The organism is Gimesia chilikensis (assembly GCF_008329715.1).
GTDB classification, from domain to species: domain Bacteria; phylum Planctomycetota; class Planctomycetia; order Planctomycetales; family Planctomycetaceae; genus Gimesia; species Gimesia chilikensis.
Genome location: NZ_VTSR01000032.1, coordinates 584,605 through 606,180 on the forward strand (window position 1 = coordinate 584,605; position 21,576 = coordinate 606,180).

Sequence of the window (21,576 nt, forward strand, 5' to 3'; positions counted from 1 at the left end):
TCTGCTTCTTACGTTAGCTGCCAAGTGTTGAATAGGCAATACTGTTGATCGTTGATACGTGATGCCTTCATGCTTCGCTCGATGAATCGTTTATTTCATTGAATCAAACAGCCTCAATCCTCCTTCGCCGGGAAGCCTCGGCCGGTGAGCCAGTTGTTTTCTGTGATGAGCTGGCGGAGGGTGGCTTTGATGGAGTCGATGGTGAACTCTTTGACGATCAGGTCGGGGCCGTGGGCGACTTTATTGTTGAACCAGAACAGCTCCGTGGGGCGGCGGTTGAACCGGGCTTCGCTCCAGATGTTGAGGCCGATGCGATCGCCGTTTTCGAATTTGATGATCGCGTTGCAGAACTGATCTTCCACGTCCTCTTTCCAGGTGCCGTCTGTGATGGCTTCCAGTTCTACCCAGATCTCAAAGGGCCCGTGTTGTGACATGGTTCTGCTCCTGCTGTTGTCCTGTGTTCAGCCAGCGACTTGCGTTTCGTGAGTGAAATTATCTGATTCATCATTAGCTGGAAAGCCGCGGCCGATGAGCCAGTTATCTTCTGTGATGAGCTGGCTGAGGGTCGCTTTGATGGACTCGATGGAAAAGTCTTTGATGATCAAGTCGGGGCCATCAGCAATTTTGTTGTCATACCAGAACAGTTCTGTGGGGCAGCGGTTGAACAGGGCTTCGCTCCAGATGTTGAGGCCGATGCGGTCGCCGTTTTCGTATTCGATGATCGCGTTGCAGTATTGATCTTCCACGTCCTCTTTCCAGGTGCCGTCTGTGATGGCTTCCAGTTCTACCCAGATTTCGAAGGGCCCGTGTTGTGACATGGTTCTGCTCCTGCTGTTGTCTTGTGCTTTGCCTGCTTGCTTCAATGTAACAGCACCGCTGGTGTTTTTGAATCGTTGAGTGGGGGATTGTGCCGGGGTTTAGGTTTCTGGGGCTCCTGCCCGGTTTGGTTGGGGCTGATTTTGTTCTGGGGGACGGGTTTTTCATGGTGAGGTGTTTTGGCTGGTGGTTTGTTTGTTACCGGCGGCTGGGGCGTTGCCGCTCAGGGTTGGTGGGGGCTCTGTTGTGCCATTGGGGGGATGAGTTGGTGGGGTGTCGCCAGGCGGGCGGACACATGGGTCCGCCCCTACTTTGATCTCTACTGCGGTCGGTGTGTCAGAATTTTTGTTCGTTGGCTGGGGTTGGTTTTGGGGGGTGACCTGGGCTGGTTGTGGTATTTACAGGTGGATGGATGCTGGCTGGTGCTTTGTTTTCAGCTCCCCTGCTCTGTGCCGATCTGTATGATTTTCTGGTTCGTGTTGGTGCGGACCGGTTGTTCTCTGGCTCGTTGTCGGGTAGGGGCGGACCCATGTGTCCGCCCGCCTGGCGGGGAGCGCAGGTTCCTGTTCGGCTGCATGGGGCTGCAGGATCAGGTTCGTGCTTCAAGACTTGATGTTCGTCGCGCTTGCGGGTGGACACGCGGGGCCACCCCTGCAATTGAGAAGTTGGTCTGGTCACGGAGGATTTCGTTGTCTGTTGTGGAGTCGTTTACCGGCGGCTGGGGCCTTGCCGCTCAAGGTTGGTGTGCGGGCTCTGTTGTGCCATTGGGGGGAATGAACTGGTGGGGAGTCGCGCGGCGGGCGGACACGTGGGTCCGCCCCTACGTGAATTGTATTGAATGCTGTTTAAGGATCCTTCCTCTGCACTGTTGGTTTCCTGCTCGCTGCGCTCGGCCCGAATTACATTCGGGCCTACCCGTTATTCATGGAGGAGTTTTGCTGATGCTTTGGTTGTTTCCGGCGGCTGGCGTCGTGCCGCTCATGGGTTGGTTTGATTGTGTGGATGGCTGGAGCGGGTTACTGCGCCCGGTTGTTGCTGCGGATCTCATCATCGTTGGGGGTTCCGTTGATGGGGGTTATCTTCTGGATGGGCGTGGGGGAGTCAAGACAAAATTTTGTCCCGATGTGGCCGGATTTTGTCCTGGTGTGGCGTGGAATTTGTCCTGGTCCGGCCGGAATCTGTCCGCCTGTGTCCGGGGAACATCGGGCACTGGTGCGCTGTGGTCAGGTGGAGATGTGGTGAAAACCGGTGGCTGTTCAGGTGGGGCTAAGGCACTGGTGGAGCTTGTGCCGGTGCTCAGACAGGTGTCTCGCGCGCGAGCCAGATTTCAAACAACATACGGATCGGCGGGCGCGGTTCCAGTCCAGTTTGTGCAGTGCGCAGCGGTTTTCAGTTCCGGGTCTTCAGGTGAAAACGCTTCAGTCCTTGAGGCGGATCGTGACGCTGGCGGCGTGGGCGGTGAGGCCTTCCTTTTCGGCCAGCAGCGTGATGCCGGGGGCGTCGCTTTGCAGACCCTCCTGGTTGTAGTAGATCACCGAGGAGCGTTTGAGGAAGTCGATCGAACAGAGGCCGTTGGCGAAGCGGGCGGTGCCTCCGGTGGGGAGCACGTGCGACGGGCCGGCGTAGTAGTCGCCGGTCGCGACGGGAGTAAAATGTCCCATGAAGATGGCGCCGGCGTTCTGGATTTTGGCGAGCTGCTGATCGGGGTCTGCGGTCGAGATGTGCAGGTGCTCGGGGGCCAGCAGGTCGGTGTAGCGGGCGGCTTCGTCTTCGTCGCGGGCGAGGATCAGCGCGCCGTAGTCGAGCAGACTCTGGCGGGCGAGGTCGCCGCGCGGGAGTTCATTGAGCTGGTTGATCAGCGCGGTGCGGACGGCTTCGATCAGCGGTGCGTGCCAGGTGATGAGGACGCCGGACCCGGGGCTGTGCTCGGCCTGAGAAATGAGATCGCTGGCGACAAACTCGGGGTTGGCGGTTTCGTCGGCGAGGACGATGACTTCACTGGGGCCGGCGATGCTGTCGATATCGACTTCACCGAAGACGTGACGTTTGGCGAGGGCCACGAACAGGTTGCCGGGGCCGACGATTTTGTCGACGCGTTCCATGCCTTCCACGCCGTACGCGAGGGCGGCTACCGCCTGGGCGCCGCCGACACGGTAGATTTCGGTGATGCCCAGTTCCTGACAGGCGGCGAGGATGTCGGTGTTATAGCCCCCGAAATCGGTGGGGGGCACGACGACGACGATCTCTTTCACGCCTGCGGTCTGTGCGGGGACCGCGGTCATCAGCAGGGTCGAAGGATACGCGGCGGCGCCGCCGGGAATACAGACACCGACCCGTTTGAGGGGGAGGTACCGCTGGCGGAGTTCGACGCGGGACTCCCCTGCCTCGCGGAGGACTTTGACGTCGTCCGGCAGCAGAGCCGACTGGAACTCGATGATGTTCTCACGAATGCGACGCAGCGTAGCGAGGTACTCGGGGTCGGCCTTCGCGTGGGCTTCCTGGAGTTCCTCAGCCGAGACACGCATGGTCTCGGGGGTGAGCTGCTTGCGATCGAGCTTTTCCGAGTAATCGAGGAGTGCGTCGAGGCCTTTGTCGCGGACATCGTTACAGATCCGTTCGACGACCTCCTGCGGAGAGAGAGGTTCGCCGAACAGTTCGATGGTCCGCTGACGACCGGCTTCGGAGACGACGTTGCCGCGGGGGCTCAGCTTCTCACGGAGTTCGCTGAAAAGTGCGGTGGCATCGTCGCGGGTGCAGTCGATGGTCGTGATATCAAGATCGCTGTGCTGTGTCATGAGTCAGAGTTCTGTCTGTTACGCGATGCCGGGCACGGGGAAGTTCTGAGCGAATTCCTCGATTTCCCCTTTGACGGCACTGATGGTCGCTTCGTCTTCGGGGGCGCCGAGGACTTTGAGGATCCAGGCACCGACCTTTTTCATCTCGTCTTCTTTCATGCCGCGCGTGGTGAGTGCGGCGGTCCCGATGCGAATCCCGCTGGGATCGAGGGGCTTGCGCTGGTCGTAGGGGATCATGTTTTTGTTGACGGTGATGCCGGCCTTGTCGAGGGCTTCTTCAGCGATTTTACCAGCGAGGCCGATGGAGGTGACGTCGCAGAGCATCAGGTGGTTGTCGGTTCCGCCGGACGCGAGCTTGATGCCGCCGGCCATCAGGGCATCGGCGAGGGTCTTCGCGTTGGCGACGATCTGCCGGGCGTAGGCTTTGAAGTCGTCGGTAGCGGCTTCTTTGAAGCAGACGGCTTTACCGGCGATGACGTGTTCCAGCGGTCCCCCCTGGATACCCGGGAAGACTTCGCGGTTGAGGTCTTTGGCGTACTTCTTCTTCATGAGGACGAAGCCGGACCGGGGTCCACGGAGTGTTTTGTGGGTGGTGGAGGTGACGAAGTCGGCGACTTCAACCGGGTTGTTGTGCACGCCACCAGCGACGAGGCCGGAATAGTGAGCCATGTCGACCATCAGGACGGCACCGACTTCAGCGGCGATTTCTGCGAACTTGGGGTGATCGATTTCGCGGGGGTATGCGGAGGCACCGGCTATGATCATTTTGGGTTTGTGTTCGCGGGCCAGTTTGGCGACCTGATCGTAGTCGATCTGGTGATTGTCTTCCCGTACGCCGTAAGGGACGGGGTTATAGAGCGAACCAGAGAAGTTGAGGCTCATGCCGTGGGTGAGGTGACCGCCGTGTGCGAGGTCCATCGCCAGGAAGGTGTCGCCTGGTTTGAGGACGGTGAAGTAGACGGACATGTTGGCCTGGGAACCGGAGTGCGGCTGGACGTTGGCGTATTCGGCACCGAAGAGGCTGCAGGCCCGGTCGCGGGCGATGTTTTCGATGACGTCGACGTTTTCACAACCGCCGTAGTAACGACGTCCGGGGAGGCCTTCGGCGTATTTGTTCGTGAGGATCGAGCCGGCTGCTTCCATGATCGAAGCACTGGTGTAATTTTCAGAGGCGATGAGTTCCAGACCGTCTTTCTGACGTTTGGCTTCAGCCTGAATCAGGTTCCAGATTTCGGGGTCATTCGACTCGAGCACGGACATTCCAATCAACTCCCATGGATGTATTGTCAAAATTCGGGGTACAAACAGTACCCTGAGCAGGAAAAAGACTTATTTTGCTCCCTTATAATGAAGGATCGGCCTGAAAGCTACCCAACGGATTCGCGTATCAGTATCCTCAAGGAAAGTTTACCTCCTGGGGGTATGATATTTTGAAACTCGCATCTGATAACCCCCTTTTTTCTCGATATTTATGAAGAAATTCTGTATTACTGAGACTATGGCTGAGACAGAAGAAGAACAACCTGATCAACTGCTGCAGGGCTCGCCGGCGCTACAGGGAGAGCGTGTGGTTTTTACCGGTACGCTCGCCTCCATGACACACCACAAGGCGTGGGAGTTCGTCGAGCAGCACGGCGGTCAGGCGGCCCAGCATGTGAGTCGTTCGACGACGCTGCTGGTGGTGGGTGAAGAGGGCTGGCCGCTGGAAGCGGACGGTTCGCCTTCCGTTAATCTGAGCCAGGCCCAGGAACTGATTCAGGAAGGGACGCCGATCCGGATCATCAAGGAATCGGACTGGCTGGCGCTGATCGAACTCCGCGATCCCGGCGTGAATATGGATCAGCTTTATACACCCGCGATGCTGACACAGATGCTGAATATCCCGGTGGGGACCATCCGCAGATGGGAACGCCAGGGACTGATTAAGCCGGTGCGGAAGATTTTCCGACTCCCCTACTTTTCCTTCCAGGAAGTGGCGAGCGTGCGGAGACTGTCGCAGCTGTTGGAATCGGGCGTGCATCCGCGGGAGCTGGAAGAAAGCCTGCAGCACCTGGGGAAGGTCTTCAACGAGATCGATGCCCCGCTCTCGCAGCTGACGCTGCTGTCACAGGACGCACAGCTGCTGCTGAAAGATGAGCGGGGTCTGATCGATCCCAAACAGGGACAGCGGGTGTTCGACTTTGGTACGGAAGAGACCGAAGTTCCCGAGCTGGCGGGCGAAGAGGAGTTCGAGGGGACGATTGAGTTCACCGAGCACCTGAAGACGCCCGAGGTGAAGGACCGGAGTGCGGAAGAATGGTTCCAGGAAGGCTGCCAGTACCTGGACGCGGGAGAAGCGAAGCCTGCGATCGAGGCGTTCCGACTGTCACTGCTGGGGCAACCCGATGTGCCGGAAACGCATCTGCATCTGGCCGAGGCGCTGTATCTGAAGGGAAACACGGAGGGAGCGCTCGAGCGGTATTACGTGGCGGTGGAGTGGGATCACGATTACATCGAAGCGTGGACGCAGCTGGGTTGTCTGCATAACGAGCTGGGCGATCCCGAAGCGGCGCTGCAGGCGTTTGAGATCGCGCTGCAGGTTCACCCCGACTATCCCGACGCGCATCTGCATACCGCGGAAGTTTTGCACCAGTTGAACCGCGTGGAAGAAGCGGTGCCTCACTGGAAGATTTATCTCGAATTCGACGAAATGGGCCCCTGGGCGGATATGGCACGGCAGCGGCTGGAGGAATTCGAAGACGACGATGAGGACCTGACGTTCCCCTGACGCGGTGGTGATAGCGAAACGACAGTACAGACTGGACTTGTCGCTGCTGCGCCGATCGGGAAAATCGTGTCTGGTTCGGGAGTCCTCTGGCTTGCTTCCCGGTCGCCCGCAGAGTATGTTGTTATTTTGACGCCAAAATAAAACTTCTGCAGATGGGAAACCGAACCGGATGAAAATCGAACGCATCGAGACACTGGTGTGTCACGCCCGGATGAGAAACTGGGTGTTTGTGAAAGTGATCACCGATCAGCCTGGACTGTTCGGCTGGGGTGAAGCGACACTGGAGTGGCACACGCGGGGGATCGTGGGGACGATCGAGGATCTGTCCCAGCTGTTGATCGGCGAAGATCCCCGGCGGGTGGAATATCTGTGGCAGATGATGTGGCGCCAGCACTTCTGGCACGGGAGTGGCGTCACGCGGTCGACGGCGATTGCCGGGATCGATCTGGCGTTGTGGGACATCCTGGGGAAGATTCACGGGGTGCCCTGTCATCAGTTGTGGGGCGGCCCGGTGCGGGATTACATCCGGCTGTACTGTCATCTGGGTGGCGGCAATATGGAGTCGTTCTACCAGACGTCGACCGACAATGCGGCCCAGTTCGCAGAGTTGGCGCAACAGGCGGTGGCGGACGGGTTCACGGCGTTCAAGTCGATGGCGGTGCCACCCACGATGCCGATTGAAGGTCTGAAGCCTGTCAAAGCGGCCGATGACTGTGTCGCAGCGATGCGGGAAGCGGTGGGAGACGAGATTGACATCATGGTCGACTGCCATGCCCGCCCTTCACCGGCGATGGGGCTGCAGTTCGCGCAGGCGTTGGATCCGTATGGACTGTATTTCTTCGAGGAGCCGTGCTGGCCGGAATCGATCGAGAGCCTGGCGCGGATCAACGCGGCGGTGACGACACCGATCGCGACGGGAGAGCGTTTGACGCATCTGGCGGCGTTCCGGGATCTGTTCGAGAAACGGGGCTGCGAGATCTGTCAGCTGGACCTGACTCATTGTGGTGGGTTCACGGAAGCGCGGCGGATCGCAGCGCTGGCAGACGCGCACCGGATCGCGTTGGCGCCGCATAATCCACAAGGGCCGGTGAGTACGGCGGCGTCGCTGGAATTTGGATTTTCGCAGCCGAGCTACATCATCTGTGAGTCGGTGCACGAAGACGTGCCCTGGCGTCAGGATGTGGTTGAGGAAGGTTTCGAGATCGATCCTGCGACGCGAACAGTGAAGCCGAACACGAAGCCGGGCCTGGGGATTTCGATCAACGAGGATGAGGTCAAAAAGCATCCGTTCGAACAGGAAACGGTGCAGCGAGTCTTCTACCAGGACGGGGCCATCGGCGACTGGTAAGCCAAAGCAGGTCAAGACAGCGGACGATTCAAACTGGCAGCAGCGCTCCATCGGAAAGCGGAGGCGAAGATGAGTGAACGAGCTTTAGCGGCGAAAACAGAGGCGTTCTTTCGGGGACGGATCGGAGTGGCGACGGTGGACATCACCCCGCCGGTGGGGATCTATGCCCGGAACTGGGGGGCCGCGAAACACGACGTGGCGGACTGGATCCATCGTAAACTGACATTGAACGCGCTGGTACTTTGCGAAACCGATTCCCAGCAGCCGGCGGTGTTTCTGGACGGGGACCTGGGGTGGTGGCGCTCGCTGCCGACGTTTCGCCGGTTTCAGTCAAGGTTGCTGGAGACGCTCAAACTGGACGAGGCTTCGCTGATTTTCGGCGTCACGCATACGCATGCGTCACCTCCGTTGACGGACCCCGATCCCGATCTGCCGGCGAGTGACATGCTGGCGGAGTTCCTGGAGCAGGTCTACGAAGCGTCGGTCAAGGTCACGCTGCAGGCGATGAAAAACGCGACCGAGGCGGTGGTGGAATGGAAGACCGGGCGTTGCGAACTGGCGGGGATGCGGGATCTGCCCGACCCGGACGGGGAGCGATTGATCTGTGGCTGGAATCCGGACGAGCCCGCTGACGATACGCTGGTGGTCGGACGAATCAGCGATCTGGAGGGCGGGCTGCAGGCGGTGATCGTGAATTACGCCTGTCATCCGACGACGCTGGCGTGGGAGAATACGGCGATCTCGCCCGATTATCCCGGAGCGATGCGCGAGACGATTCAGAAGACGTTGGGGGTCCCTGCCCTGTTCATGCAGGGGGCATCGGGAGAGCTTGCGCCGCGGTATCAGTACGTGGGCGATCCTACGGTGGCGGATCGTCACGGGAGACAACTCGCGTATGCGGCGCTGGCCACGCTGGAGAACATGGATCCTCCGGGCACGCGTCTGGCTTACAAGGGCGTAATGGAATCAGGTGCACCGCTGGCGGTGTGGAAGCATGCCCTGGTGACGCCGGTCAGCCTGTTGAAGCGCAAGAAAGTCACCGTGGAGATGCAGATCAAAGACTGGCCGACCGCGGACGAACTGGAGCAGCAGCGACAGGAATGTACCGATCGGGCGCTGGAGGAACGTCTCAGGCGCAGGCGGAATATTCGTCGCGGGATCGGAGACGGCGATACTTTAGAGCTGCCGATCTGGGTCTGGCGAATGGGGGATACGATATTGGTAGGAAGCCCGACCGAAGCGTATTCGATTCTGCAGCGAACGTTGCGAGAGCGGTTTCCCGAGCGGACGATTGTCTGTCTGAACCTGATCAACGGAACGACCGGATATCTGACGCCGGAGGAACTATATGATCTGGATCTATACCAGGTGTGGCAGACGCCGTTTGCCCGGGGCGGGCTGGAAAAGCTGATCGCGGGGATGACCGAGGCGATTGAAGAGATCATCCAGGACTGAGTGACGATAAGAGACGCGACCTGAAAATTTGAAACTGACAGACTTAGCAGAAAGAACAGATCCATGCCCGGAATGATTCGAGGAGTGCTGCCGGTACTGCATACGCCGCTCCTGGAGGACGAGACGATTGATCGGGACGCTTTGGCGCGAGAGATCGACTGGTGTTATGAAGTGGGAGCAGACGGTGTCTGTGGGGCGATGGTTTCGGAGGTACTGCGTCTGACCTACGAGGAACGCGGGGAACTCACGCGGCTGATGGCTGAACTGTCAAAAGGTCGCGGCGTGGTCGTCGCCAGCGTGGGAGCGGAGAGCACGCGTCAGGCACTGGTCTATGCACGACAGGCTGAAGAGGCGGGCTGCGATGCGGTGATGGCGATCCCCCCGGTGACGACGGCGATTCCGGAAGCGGCGCTGTGGGATTATTTCGCGACGATCGCACGTGAGTGTGCCCTGCCCCTGATCGTACAGGATGCGTCTTCTTATGTGGGGAACGCGATTTCCATCGACTTTTACCGTCGACTGCTGGATGAGTTCGGCGCGGAAAAAATCCGGTTCAAGCCGGAAGCGTCTCCCATTGGTCCGAACCTGTCGGCACTCCGCGATGCGACGGAGGGGCAGGCACTGATCTATGACGGTTCGGGTGGGATTCTGCTGGTGGATGCGTATCGGCGGGGAATTACGGGGACGATGCCGGGCGTGGATCTGCTGGATGGAATCGTGGCACTGTGGAATGCGCTACGGGCCGGAGATGACAAGGCGACCTATCGGATTTCGTTTCCGATCAGTGCACTGGTGGCGCTGCAGTTACAGGCGGGATTGGATGGGTTTCTGGCGATTGAGAAATACCTGCTGGTGAAGCGGGGAATCTTTACTTCGGCGCAGCGCTGCACGCCGCATGCGTGGGATCTGGATGAAGAAACACAGGCGGAAGTGGATCGACTGTTTGATCTATTGATGCAGGCGTTAGCAGACGAGTAAGACACTCCAGCCGAGAGGGACGATCTCTGTGACTGATCAGGACGAGCCGAAACTGACTTCGTATGGAACACCGACGCGTGCCCGCTTTCTGGTACTGACACTGTTGTGCCTGGTGGCAGCGGTGGCCTACATCAGCCGGAATGCGATTTCGGTGCCCGCCAAACTGATCCAGGAAGAGCTTGATATCACTCAGACGCAGATGGGCTGGGTGATGAGTGCCTTTTTCTGGAGCTATGCACTGTCACAGATTCCGAGTGGCTGGATTGCCCATGTGTGGGGCACGCGACGATCGCTGACCGTGTTTGCCGTCCTGTGGTCAATTGCAACGGCGCTGACCGGAATGGTAACCGGGTTCTGGATGCTGATTGGCGTGCGGTTGATTTTTGGTATTTCGCAGGCGGGGATCTTCCCCTGTTGTGCGAGTACGATTTCGAAGTGGTTACCCCATGCCCGACGTGGTCTGGCCAGTGGTCTGCTGGGCAGTTTCATGTCGATCGGCAGTGCTTTTGGAGCGTTCAGCATCGGTCTGCTGCTGGCGGGGATTCACGGGAATGGCATCGATATACCGGGACTTTCCTGGCGGACGATTATGTATCTCTGCGCGGTGCCGAGTTTTATGTGGGCGGTCGTGTTTTATTACTGGTTCCGTGATCGTCCTGAAGATCATCCAGCGGTGAATCCGGCCGAGTTACATCTTATTCGAGGGGATGAGTCGGAGACGCCTGAAGAAAAGACAAAGGATGTTCCAAAGGAAACACATGCCGAGCCGACACCCTGGGGGCAGATCTTGACCAGCTTTTCGATGTGGATGATCTGTGGTCAGCAGTTTTTCCGGGCGGCCGGGAATATTTTCTATATGACGTGGTTTCCCGTGTATCTGCAGAAGGCGCGGGATATCAGCCTGGCCTCTTCCGGCATCCTCACCAGTCTTCCGCTGCTGACATTCGTGGTGGGGAACTTTCTGGGGGGGATCGTGGTGGATCTGGTGCTGCAACGAACCGGGAGCCGTCGCTGGAGTCGACAGGGAGTCGCGATTGTCGCCATGCTGGGCTGCGGGCTGTGTACGCTGTGTGCCTATTTTGTGAAAGAGATGAATCTGGCGATGACGTTGATTTCGATCAGCATGTTCTTTGCGGGTCTGGGGGGCGCCTGCGGTTACACGGTGACGATCGATAAAGGGGGCCAGCATGTGGCGCCGATCTTTGGGATGATGAATATGATGGGCAACCTGGGAGCTGCCCTGCTCCCGGTTGTGGTGGGGGCGATGTTTGATGCGGGACGGTATGAATCAGTGCTGATTCTGATGGCGGGCATTTATGTGAGTGCCGCGTTGTGCTGGATGCTGCTCAATCCGAATGGAACCGTATTTAAAGAAAAACGGGAAGCAGCACAGACGTAAAAAAACTCTGACCGGGGACTCCGATCAGAGCGAGTTGGTTTATCTGCGGAGGCATCTGCCAGTCAGTTTTGCAGACTCCAGTAGATGACATAGGCACCGACGAAGATGGTATAGCAGAAGGTGAAGACCATCATCTTGGTGAGAAAACGCCCTGCTTTGGCGTCTTCCGAAGCCATGGTTTCGATTTCTGACTCGGTGTAAGGCAGTTCCTGTTTAGCGGGTTCGTTCATCTTGTCAGCTTTACTGTTGAATGGGGTTTTACTGTTGAATGGGGTGAGTGAGGTTGGTTATTTACTCTCCAGCAATTCCTTGAGCAGATTGCTGTGAGGGTATGGATGGCCGCAGTGTTGTACGAAGGCTTCGCCGTATTTTACACCGATCTGTTCGCCACGGGAAGCGGACCAGCGCTCGGTGCCATCAAGGTATTCGTCCAGACCGTGCTGTTTTCTTAACCAGGCCCGCTGGCTTTCATGACAGGCCAGCATTTTAATCTTCAGATCAAAGGTTTCGGAAATATCGATGATAAACTGCGGTTCGATCGGGTTTCCAAAATAATCGCAACCTTCGATCGGATCAACATAATACAGGTGCGGAATTTTTTCCGTAGGCGGAGCTGGCTGAATTTCGTGAGTGGTGTAGTTGGGCGCTGACGCACCGAAACAGGCATCGCGCACGAGACGACTGGTCATTTCGTGATCGCTCATGTAGTCGACTGGGGGAGCCGTTAAGACGATGTCCGGCCGGGCTTTGCGCACTGCTTCAGTGACCCGCCGGCGGGATTCGTTGTCGACAATGATCGCGAGGTCCCGAAATTCGAGGCACATGTAGTCCGCCCCGAGCATATCGGCTGCTTTCTGCGCTTCGGCTCGACGGACGTTGGCAATTTCAACCGGTCCCATTTCTGCACTACCGCAATCACCGGCGGTCATGGTGGCCATGGTAATATGACATCCCAGGTTTTTCAGCCGGGCCAAAGTACCCGCGCACTGGATTTCGATATCGTCTGGATGGGCGTGAATCGCAAGAATTCGCAGAGATTCTGCCTGATTTGCCATGAAAATTTCTTTCTCTCTGTATTTAGGTCTAACAATTGGTAGTGAGCTTTTCGTGGAGATAGTTATAATAAAGATTGATTAAAAAAGCACGTATACAGGGCTAGTGTTCGTGTGACTACATTTTTTGAGTTGTCCCGGATGGCGCGAGGTTTTATTGTGATCCGGCTGGCGACTTACATCTGGAGTTCTTTTCTTAACGGATCAATATTGTCTGATGGCCACTGATATCTCACGCTCTGCACGCATTACACCGAAATCCAAATTTGTCAGGCACACGAAAGTCCCTACTCAGATTTTTGAGACCTCTTCCGATCTGGCGAAGTTTGTGGCCTCTGTTGTTGCGGATCTGGTTCGCAAAAAGAATGAACAGAATATCCCAGCGGTCTTGGGACTTCCGACCGGTTCGACTCCGCTGGGCGTCTATCGCGAACTGATCCGGATGCATAACGAAGAAGGCCTGGATTTCTCGAACGTGATCACGTTCAACCTGGATGAATACTGGCCCATGGATCCGGACTCGATCCACAGCTATCACAAGTTCATGCATGAGAATTTCTTCGATCATGTGAATGTGAAACAGGAAAATATTCATATCCCCCGTGGTGATATTGCCGCTGAAGACGTCGACATTTTCTGTGAAGAGTATGAGCGTCTGATCGAGAGTTACGGTGGTCTGGACCTGCAACTACTGGGTATTGGTCGCTCCGGTCATATCGGGTTCAACGAGCCTGGAAGTGCGCGAAACAGTCTCACGCGACTGGTCAACCTCGATCCGATTACCCGTCGCGATGCGGCCAGCGGCTTCTTTGGCGAAGACAACGTGCCCCATCATGCGATTACGATGGGGGTTGGGAGTATTCTCTCGGCCAAGAAGATTATCATCATGGCGCTGGGGGAACATAAGGCGTCGGTGGTTAAGCGGGCGGCGGAAATGGAAGTCACTGATGAGGTTTCCGCCAGCTTCCTGCAAACCCATGCAAACTCTCTGTTCGTAGTCGACAATGCGGCTGCCGCTGAATTGACTGCGGTGAAAACTCCCTGGATCGTCGGAAATATTGAATGGACCTCGCAGCTGGAGAAGAAAGCCGTCATCTGGCTCTCCAACGAAGTCGGCAAGCCTCTTCTGAAACTGGAAACTGACGATTTCCTGCACAACCACCTGCATCAGCTGATCCACAAGTACGGTTCCGTGGCTCAGATTCGTCAACGGGTATTCGACGGACTTCTGGAAGGTATCTGTACTCGGCCTGCGGGAACCGAGCCCCAGCGGGTGATCGTCTTCAGTCCCCATCCGGACGATGATGTAATTTCGATGGGCGGGACTTTAATCACGCTGGCTGATCAGGGACATGAAGTTTACATCGCCTATATGACCAGTGGAAATATCGCCGTCTTCGATCACGATGCTTTGCGGCACCTGGATTTTGTGCATGAATTCCACAAACTGTTCCATGCCGACGACACTAAGGTTCTGTCCCACATCGAAGCCTTGAAAGAGAGCATCGCCAGCAAGAATGCGGGTGACTTGGATAATGCCGAGATGCTGGGAATCAAAGGACTGATCCGCAAAACAGAAGCGACTGCGGGAGCCCAGGCAGCGGGAGTACCGGAAGAACATCTGCGGTTCCTGGACCTCCCCTTCTACAACACGGGACAGGTTTCGAAGAAGCCGATTGGGGAAGATGACATTGCGATCGTCGCCGATCTGTTACGCGAAGTACGGCCGCACCAGATTTATGTGGCTGGAGACCTTTCCGATCCGCATGGTACGCACCGCGTCTGTGCCGAAGCGGTGATCAATGCCGTAGATGTGGTTAAGTCTGAAGAAATCACTCCCGAATTCTGGATGTACCGTGGTGCCTGGGAAGAGTACGAACCGCACGAAATTGAGCGGGCTGTTCCACTGAGCCCTGAAGTGGTGCTGCGAAAGCGGGAGGCGATCTTCAAGCATGAGTCACAGAAAGACAGTGCTTTTTACCCGGGAAGCGATAAACGTGAATTCTGGGTGCGTGCAGAGGACCGAACCCGAAATACAGCAAAGATTTACAATCAGCTGGGCCTGCCCGAATACTTTGCGATTGAAGCATTCAAGCAGTATCACGGTGAGCTCTAAGGCAGACTGCGCAGGAAGGCGAGTTTGACAGCTGCTCCCTGGAAAGGGATTGCTGACAGGAAACCTGCTTTAAAACGGACGTGGATTGTAATTTTTTCCAGCTTCGTCTTGCCTTCAAAGTGGATTTTGTCGTAAAACACGCCCCATTCAGTGTTTTGACTTTCGATAATGCCGAGGGAACGGCTCAGTTCTGAATCCGAAATACCCCCGTCCCCGGTTCGACAGATACTACCGACTCTCAAAGGAAGGAGAGCCCCAGATCATGAGGCATCGACACGGTATCATGATGATAGCAGCGGGCCTGTTATCGCTGACTCAATTCGGTTGTGGTGGCGGAGAATCCCCTGCTCCACAGACGGCAGACAATAAACTGGACGGCAAGCTGGAAGCGGCTCCGGCCGATGCAAAGCCTCTCCAGAAAACGCCGAGTGCCAAAATTACTCAGGTTTCACAAACCGGTCCTGCACTCAAGCCAAATGCGAATGCGATTCAGACGGCAAGCCTGGAACGTGATAAGCGCGATATGGACGATCTGGACGGTGACGATGAGTCACTGGCCGATGAGGAAGTCAAGATTTCCGAGCTGAAGGAAGGTTCGGCCGAATGGAACGTACGCGAGATCACGCGTTTGCGTGTACTGGCCCTGCCGAAAACTGACAACGTTGAAGAACTGAAGCAGGCTCGTGCTGCCCGCAATCAGAAAATCATTCAACTGGCGATGGAAGCCGTAAAGCAGACACACGCTGTCAAAGAAAAACAGCGGTTGTTTACCGTCTGTATCCGTCATCTGCTGGATGCCCATTTACAGCTGGCATTGCAGGGAGATCAGGAAAGTATCGACGCTCTTTACGATCATTCTGAGTCTCTCTTTAAACGCGATCCGAATTCTCCTTCCGCTGCGGAAGCTGGCTTCACCGTTGCGAAATTTGCGAATACCAGTGCACAGCGTTTTGCTCAGCAGGACCCGCGCTGGATTGAAGAGTTCGTCAAGCAGGCTCGTCTGTTCGCCACGCGTTTTCCCCAGGAAAATATCCGGGCACCACAGATGTTGCAGGCCGCTGCAGAAACCTGTCAGCTGTACGGATTGAATCAGTCAGCCCTGGACTGCTGTCTCGATCTGGAAACTAAGTTTCCCAAAAGTAATGAGACCGCACAGGTCGCTGGTCTGTCTCGTCGTCTGAAGCTGAAAGGACAGCCGATTCAGCTGGCCGGAGAGACCATTGAAGGTGGTTATGTCTCCATCGACGATTACAAAGGGAGCGTGGTGCTGGTCGTATTCTGGGCGACAACTGCCAAGCCCTTTATTGAACAGCTGCCTGAGATTCAGGCTCTCTCCAAGAAGTACCGCAAATACGGTTTTGAAATCGTAGGCGTCAACCTGGACCTGGAAGAACCAGCCATCGATGCTTTCCAGGAGAAGTCACCACTCGACTGGCGTCAGATCTTCTACTCAGCTCGTGACAAGCGGGGCTGGAACAACCCGGCTGCACTGCACTACGGCGTACGTAGCGTGCCGATGATGATGCTGGTGGATCACACAGGGGTTACCGAAGTGGTTACTTCCGATGTGAAGCAGCTGGAAGAGCCTCTGCGATCACTGCTGAGAAAGAAAACTCAGGCGAGTGCCCAGTAGCGTCTTTCAAGCTTATTAAAAAACAAAACTCCGCAGGCTCGTTAAAGCCTGCGGAGTTTTTTTATGGATGTTGCAAAAGCCTCGCTTAAGGCAGTGCACCAGCTGGCTGGAACTTCTGGAGCCGCTCGCCGACCACTTTGCTGTCCGGCATGAGGGTTCCCATCACGGAAGCCAGTGCAGTATTCAACTTGGGATCTTTGGCTGCCTGGTAGGCTTTCTGCACTGCAGAGATCTGCATGGTATCGATCATCAGTCCAAACTTCTGGATATGGAACGCCAGCTGTAATGCGGCGATTTCACGTACATCTGCCTCATAGGTCGGAGTCGTAATGACCTGCACGAGGTCCTCCTGAGCAGTGCGGGTAGGAATTCCACCCAGGGTGATCAACGCGTTCGATGCCAGGCTGCGGTCGGAAACCAGGTCCAGCAGCGGTTGCTCTGCCTGTTTCAGATCATAGATATTCGTTCGCTGGCTGGAAGCGATATGCGAGAGCCAGTACAAGGCTGCTGCCCGGTATTCGGAACGAAGTTCGCCGGTCAGTTCGGGAGTTTTCAGCCCTTCCAGAAACGGCTTGAGTTGCGATCCGATGTCGTCGGTATTTTCTGATTCGACCATATACTTGACCAGCGGATAATACCGCGTCGAGTATTCAATCTTATTCTGCAGACGCAGTGGGCCATAGATGATGATTGGGATATTTGCAGTCCGGGAATCGGCTCTCAGGTTGGCGATGGTTTGAGAGAGTCCCCAGCGTGCAATGTTATACTCCAGCGCGATGAATTCGACATCCATGCGATCAGTGGCGGCTTTGAAACCGGCCATGCCTGTTTGAACCGGCGTGGTTTCATATCCCAGCTCGTGGAACACACCCGCCATGGTCTGTCCCCGGGGAATGCTGCTGTCGACCACAATCGCAGCCTGTGTCCCTTCGCCTCGCAGAGCGCGGGTCAGGATACTGATTACCCGGTTGGCACCTGGAAAGGGTTTTGCCGGGTCAAGCTGCAGAATCGCTGTAGCAGCAGCGAACTGTACCCGTCGATCGGGGTAATTCAGGGCAGCGATCAGAGACGAGTGCTTGTCGAGCTGTTCGTGCAGCAGTGTGCGCGAACCGATCTGCCCCAGAGCCTTGAGGGCGGCGAGAGCACTGGGAGTATGCCCCTGTTTCATCGCCAGAGCCAGCACACGGCTGACTGCAGAGGGACCGGAAAGCAGGGCCAGGTTGAAGGTCGTGCCGGGGCCTTCGGGTAAAGGCTGATTCCAGCCAACCTGGTATGCTTCAAGGGCGAGCGCCATTGCCAGATAGAGTGTTTGTACGTCCTGTTTGTCCGGAGACATTTCCAGGGCTTCTTTGGCCAGTCGGAGTCCTTCAATCAGGTTGACTTCCTGGGCGGGGAGTTCCTTCTTGACAACCGTTTGAGCTGCATTGTCCCAGACCCAGATGGACTGGGTTTCTGATTTCGCTTCATGTTTCTGGTACAGGTTGAGGGCCGCATTTTTCAGTACAAGCTGCGCTTCATGGCGATTCAGCTCATAGGTCTTGCGGGGGTTCTTACCCAGGATCTTGGCCAGTGCCATGCGGGCAGCCACTTGAACGTTTTGCGGCTGGCTCTGGGAAAAAGCGGGATTCCAGAGGTAGAGGGCGTCAACCGGCCGGGCGAGATCGCCGAGAACGTCTGCTGCGATTTTACGAATTTTCTCCTGCGGTGCCCGCAGAGCGGCGATCAGTGGCGGAACGACAGGATCACCAAGCTGAGTCAGGGCAAATGTCAGTTCGTCATTTCGTTGCGGGTCCTGGCTCTGGCTCAATTGTTTGAGAATCGGAGGAGCAACAATCTCACCTGCCGATTTGAGCTGAATGATGGCAATGTCCCGTTCCGTAGGCGTTCCCGAAAGTGCATCAATCAGGGAGTTGATCCGGGAGGGATCTGTGGCATACGCCCGGAAGGCGGATTCCATTTTCTTTAACAGGGTGATCGACTCGGGTTGCAGTTTCTTGTTATTAGCCAGGCGAAGAAAAGCAGCAGGACCGTACTTGTCACGGAGCTTCAGGATCAGTTCATCGTCTGGATTGCCTTTCAGCAACTGGTCCAGATACGCTTTGGCGGAAGCCGCATGCCCCAGGTCTGTCAACTGGACCACAGCCTGCATCAGCTGTTCGGGGGTCTCAGGCTTGGAGAGCAGCAGATCATCGGCAGTCAGGCCGGTAGCCGTTGTTGCTTCAGGAGTTGTGGCCGGTGGTGGTTCTTGAGACCAGACGGACGAAGGCGTACTCAAAGCGCAGAGAAATACCAGAGCAATTGATGCCAGGATCCGGTTATTTAAAGACATTCAGTCGACTCCGTGTCGTCGTGGTTGTCGGCTATTCATGGCGGCTATCGGGACAGGGCCCGAGCAGGCACTGTCGAACTGATAGATAGAATATCTCTCAGCGAGATGATAGTAACAGTTTTAATATACTATTCTTATCACCTTACCCAAAACAACATAATTCAATTATTTCAATAGACTCTTAACAGAAATCTGTTGTCTGGTATTCGTATGGACATATTCTCCACGGCAGCTTCTGTATCAAGTATCATCGTTTCTAACGGCGATAACGGTTCAATCGAAGAAAGCGGAGCCCCCCTGCTTTCCTGCTCTCAGCGCAGTAAAGCAGGCATGAACCCGATAACTGTTATAACCCGACCACCGGAATCTGGTCTTCTGAACAGATTGGGAAGTTGAGTCGGGGAACCGATTTGAAGCTTAAGCCTGTTCGAGCGCGATCAGCTCTTCGTAGGTTTCGCGACGGCGAATGACCTGATAGTCGCTGCCATCCACCAGAATTTCTGCACTACGGGGGCGGGCGTTGTAGTTGCTGCTCATCACAGAACCATACGCACCCGCGCTGAACATGCAGAGATAGTCGCCCCGTTCCATGGGAGGCAGATAGCGGTCCTTGGCAAAATAATCGCAGGACTCGCAAACCGGACCCACGACGTCTGCAGGCTCGCAGCCTGCGATTTCCCCTTCACAGTCAAAGGGCATGGGCACATTGGGTTTGACGGGCCAGACGCGATGATAGGAGTCATACATCGCGGGGCGGACGAGATCGGTCATGCCGCCATCCTGGATATAGAACAGCTTGCCTCCTTCCCGCTTGGTGAAGACGATCTGGCTGACCAGGATACCTGAGTTTCCGGCGATGAAACGTCCGGGTTCCAGAGCCAGACGACAGCCGATCTCCTTGATTGTGGGAACGATTACGTCGGCATAAGTCTGTGCGGAAGGGCCTTCATCTGTTTTGTAGCTGATCCCAAAACCACCACCCAGATTCATCCAGTTGGTGTTATGGCCTTTATCCCGCAACTGCTGAATGACTTCTGCTCCCTTTTTGACCGCTTTGGCATAAGGATCGGTTGAAAGGATCGGCGAACCGAGGTGCATATGGATGCCGGTCAGTTCGAGACGATCATCTTTGAGTACCTTATCCGCCAGTTCGGTGGCCCGTTCGATGTCCATCCCGAACTTGTTTCCCTTTTTGCCGGTGGTCGTTTTGTGGTGGGTTTTCGCATCGATATCCGGGTTGAGACGCAGCGCGACCCGGCCGACGCAGCCCAGTTCTCCCGCGATGGCTGCGATCGCATCCAGCTCGGCTTCACTCTCGACGTCAAACATCAGAATATCGGCCTGCAGAGCCTGGCGGATTTCTTCGTCCGTCTTGCCAACCCCTGCGAAAACCACACGTGTGGTGTCTGCTCCAGCCTGTTTTACTCGGAACAGTTCTCCACCGGAGACGACGTCGAAACTGCTGCCGGCGTCGTTCATGGTCTTGAGAATGCTCAGGTTACCGTTCGCTTTGACCGAGTAGCAGATGACCGGATCGACTTCGGCGAACGCATCCTGAATCTCTTTTAACCGCCCCAGGAAAGCCGATTTGGAGTAGATCCAGAGCGGAGTTCCAAATTCTTCTGCCAGTTGGGCAACAGGGACATTTTCACAGAACAGTTCATCGTTTTGGTAATGAAAGGCGGTCATTGCGTAACTTTCACGAGGCTAAAATCATCGTTAACAGAAAGAAAATCAACGCGCGAAGCAGCGAAGACGAAACAGGTGGCGGAAAGCCTGCTTAGGTGCAGGCTTTGTGTTTCGCCAGCAGTTCTGCGATTTGAACCGCATTGGTGGCGGCCCCTTTACGCAGGTTATCGCTGACGCACCAGAATGAGAGCCCGTTCGGATTCGAAATATCGCGGCGGATCCGTCCGATAAAGACTTCATCGCTGCCATCACAGTTCGAAGGGAGCGGGTATTCCAGTTTCTGCAGGTCGTCTACTACGGTGATTCCGGGGAATTCAGAGAAGAGCTTGCGGGCTTCTTCTGGTGAAATCGGGCGTTCGGTTTCGACCGTAATGGTTTCGCTGTGACAGTTGGCAACGGGAATCCGGACGCAGGTTGGATTGACCTGGATGGATTCATCACCAAGGATTTTACGGGTTTCGTACACCATCTTCATTTCTTCGCTGGTGTAGCCGTCTTCCTTTTCGCTGCCGATCTGAGGGATCGCATTGAAGGCGATCGGGTGAGGAAAGACCTGATATTCGTAGTCTTTTTCATCCAGATAGGCGCGTGAACCTTCCAGCAGATCGCTGGTGCCGGCAACCCCTGCTCCACTGGTTGCCTGGTACGTGCTGACGATTACGCGTTTCACAGGAGAAGCATCGTGCAGCGGCTTCAGGGCCATGACCATCTGAGTCGTCGAACAGTTGGGGCTGGCGATAATGCCTTTTGCTTCCAGGGCAGCTTCGGGATTGATTTCCGGAACGACAAGCGCCACTTCCGGCTTCATCCGCCAGTAACCCGATTCATCGATGACGATCGCGCCGGCTTCGACTGCAGCGGGCAGAAATTCGGCAGCAACATCATCCGGGGTCGACGCGATGACCAGCTCGACTCCCTCAAAAGAATCTTTGGTCAGTTCTTCCAGAGTGTATGTTTTTCCCTGAAATTCGAGTGTTTTGCCTGCGGAGCGGGCCGAAGCCAGAAATCGAAATTGTTTCGCCTGGAAGTTCCGGTCTTCCAGCAGTTTCCGCATGATGTGCCCGACGGCACCGGTGGCACCAATGATGGCGACAGTATCAAACACTTTAATCTCCAGAGAATAAAAAGGTTAAAAGTCTTTTTGCTGATTCACTTTAAGTCAATACTCAGCAGGAATCGTACGATAAGAGTAATTTCAG

General features: G+C 56.0%; 17 protein-coding genes. 7 read left to right on the forward strand and 10 right to left on the reverse strand.

Annotation, left to right across the window (positions count from 1 at the left end; translation table 11 throughout):
* Positions 1–113 precede the first annotated feature (113 nt).
* The 4 genes from FYZ48_RS27155 to FYZ48_RS27170 form a co-directional block, all read right to left on the reverse strand.
* On the reverse strand, positions 114–434 hold the full coding sequence (locus FYZ48_RS27155; RefSeq protein WP_145183479.1) for a hypothetical protein: 321 nt from the start codon (positions 432–434) through the stop codon (positions 114–116).
* A 27-nt stretch (positions 435–461) separates the two neighbouring features.
* On the reverse strand, positions 462–818 hold the full coding sequence (locus FYZ48_RS27160; RefSeq protein WP_149345626.1) for a hypothetical protein: 357 nt from the start codon (positions 816–818) through the stop codon (positions 462–464).
* Positions 819–2,234: 1,416 nt separating this feature from the next.
* The gene (hisD, locus tag FYZ48_RS27165) at positions 2,235–3,611 is read right to left on the reverse strand and encodes a histidinol dehydrogenase (protein ID WP_149345627.1); all 1,377 of its coding nucleotides are present in this window, start codon (positions 3,609–3,611) and stop codon (positions 2,235–2,237) included.
* Positions 3,612–3,629: 18 nt separating this feature from the next.
* Positions 3,630–4,871: a serine hydroxymethyltransferase gene (locus FYZ48_RS27170; protein WP_149345628.1), complete on the reverse strand. Its 1,242-nt coding sequence runs from the start codon at positions 4,869–4,871 to the stop codon at positions 3,630–3,632.
* A 238-nt stretch (positions 4,872–5,109) separates the two neighbouring features.
* Between FYZ48_RS27170 and FYZ48_RS27175 the strand changes: the two genes are divergently transcribed.
* From FYZ48_RS27175 to FYZ48_RS27195, 5 genes are all read left to right on the forward strand, one after another.
* A complete protein-coding gene (locus tag FYZ48_RS27175; RefSeq protein ID WP_149345629.1) occupies positions 5,110–6,378 on the forward strand; it encodes a tetratricopeptide repeat protein in 1,269 nt (422 codons plus the stop codon).
* A 169-nt stretch (positions 6,379–6,547) separates the two neighbouring features.
* Positions 6,548–7,726: an enolase C-terminal domain-like protein gene (locus FYZ48_RS27180; protein ID WP_149345630.1), complete on the forward strand. Its 1,179-nt coding sequence runs from the start codon at positions 6,548–6,550 to the stop codon at positions 7,724–7,726.
* Between the two features lie 69 nt (positions 7,727–7,795).
* Positions 7,796–9,181, forward strand: coding sequence for an alkaline ceramidase (locus tag FYZ48_RS27185; protein ID WP_149345631.1), 1,386 nt, complete (start codon positions 7,796–7,798; stop codon positions 9,179–9,181).
* Positions 9,182–9,244: 63 nt separating this feature from the next.
* Positions 9,245–10,159 (forward strand): dihydrodipicolinate synthase family protein, encoded by a 915-nt coding sequence (locus tag FYZ48_RS27190; RefSeq protein ID WP_149345632.1) that lies wholly within the window; start codon positions 9,245–9,247, stop codon positions 10,157–10,159.
* Between the two features lie 28 nt (positions 10,160–10,187).
* Complete coding sequence (locus FYZ48_RS27195; protein ID WP_187782248.1) at positions 10,188–11,558, forward strand: MFS transporter; 1,371 nt, start codon at positions 10,188–10,190, stop codon at positions 11,556–11,558.
* Positions 11,559–11,620: 62 nt separating this feature from the next.
* Here FYZ48_RS27195 and FYZ48_RS29395 read toward each other — a convergent pair whose 3' ends face one another.
* Entirely contained in the window at positions 11,621–11,788 is a 168-nt protein-coding gene (locus tag FYZ48_RS29395) for a hypothetical protein (protein ID WP_155362858.1), read from the reverse strand.
* Positions 11,789–11,845: 57 nt separating this feature from the next.
* Positions 11,846–12,613, reverse strand: a complete 768-nt coding sequence (locus FYZ48_RS27200) for a PIG-L deacetylase family protein (protein ID WP_145039822.1) — start codon at positions 12,611–12,613, stop codon at positions 11,846–11,848.
* 214 nt (positions 12,614–12,827) lie between these two features.
* Between FYZ48_RS27200 and nagB the strand changes: the two genes are divergently transcribed.
* Positions 12,828–14,726 carry a glucosamine-6-phosphate deaminase gene (gene nagB / locus FYZ48_RS27205; RefSeq protein ID WP_149345634.1) on the forward strand — a complete coding sequence of 633 codons (1,899 nt, stop codon included), beginning with the start codon at positions 12,828–12,830 and terminating at the stop codon, positions 14,724–14,726.
* Here nagB and FYZ48_RS29400 read toward each other — a convergent pair.
* Positions 14,723–14,866 (reverse strand): hypothetical protein, encoded by a 144-nt coding sequence (locus FYZ48_RS29400; RefSeq protein ID WP_187782249.1) that lies wholly within the window; start codon positions 14,864–14,866, stop codon positions 14,723–14,725. The genes nagB and FYZ48_RS29400 overlap by 4 nt on opposite strands.
* 122 nt (positions 14,867–14,988) lie before the next feature.
* Between FYZ48_RS29400 and FYZ48_RS27210 the strand changes: the two genes are divergently transcribed.
* Positions 14,989–16,359: a TlpA disulfide reductase family protein gene (locus FYZ48_RS27210; RefSeq protein WP_149345635.1), complete on the forward strand. Its 1,371-nt coding sequence runs from the start codon at positions 14,989–14,991 to the stop codon at positions 16,357–16,359.
* An 85-nt stretch (positions 16,360–16,444) separates the two neighbouring features.
* On the opposite strand, the gene FYZ48_RS27215 is transcribed toward FYZ48_RS27210, so the two are convergent.
* From FYZ48_RS27215 to FYZ48_RS27225, 3 genes are all read right to left on the reverse strand, one after another.
* A complete protein-coding gene (locus FYZ48_RS27215; RefSeq protein ID WP_149345636.1) occupies positions 16,445–18,688 on the reverse strand; it encodes a HEAT repeat domain-containing protein in 2,244 nt (747 codons plus the stop codon).
* Positions 18,689–19,105: 417 nt separating this feature from the next.
* A complete protein-coding gene (lysA, locus tag FYZ48_RS27220; protein WP_149345637.1) occupies positions 19,106–20,377 on the reverse strand; it encodes a diaminopimelate decarboxylase in 1,272 nt (423 codons plus the stop codon).
* 91 nt (positions 20,378–20,468) lie between these two features.
* On the reverse strand, positions 20,469–21,482 hold the full coding sequence (locus tag FYZ48_RS27225) for an aspartate-semialdehyde dehydrogenase (RefSeq protein WP_145039837.1): 1,014 nt from the start codon (positions 21,480–21,482) through the stop codon (positions 20,469–20,471).
* Between the last annotated feature and the right edge of the window lie 94 nt (positions 21,483–21,576).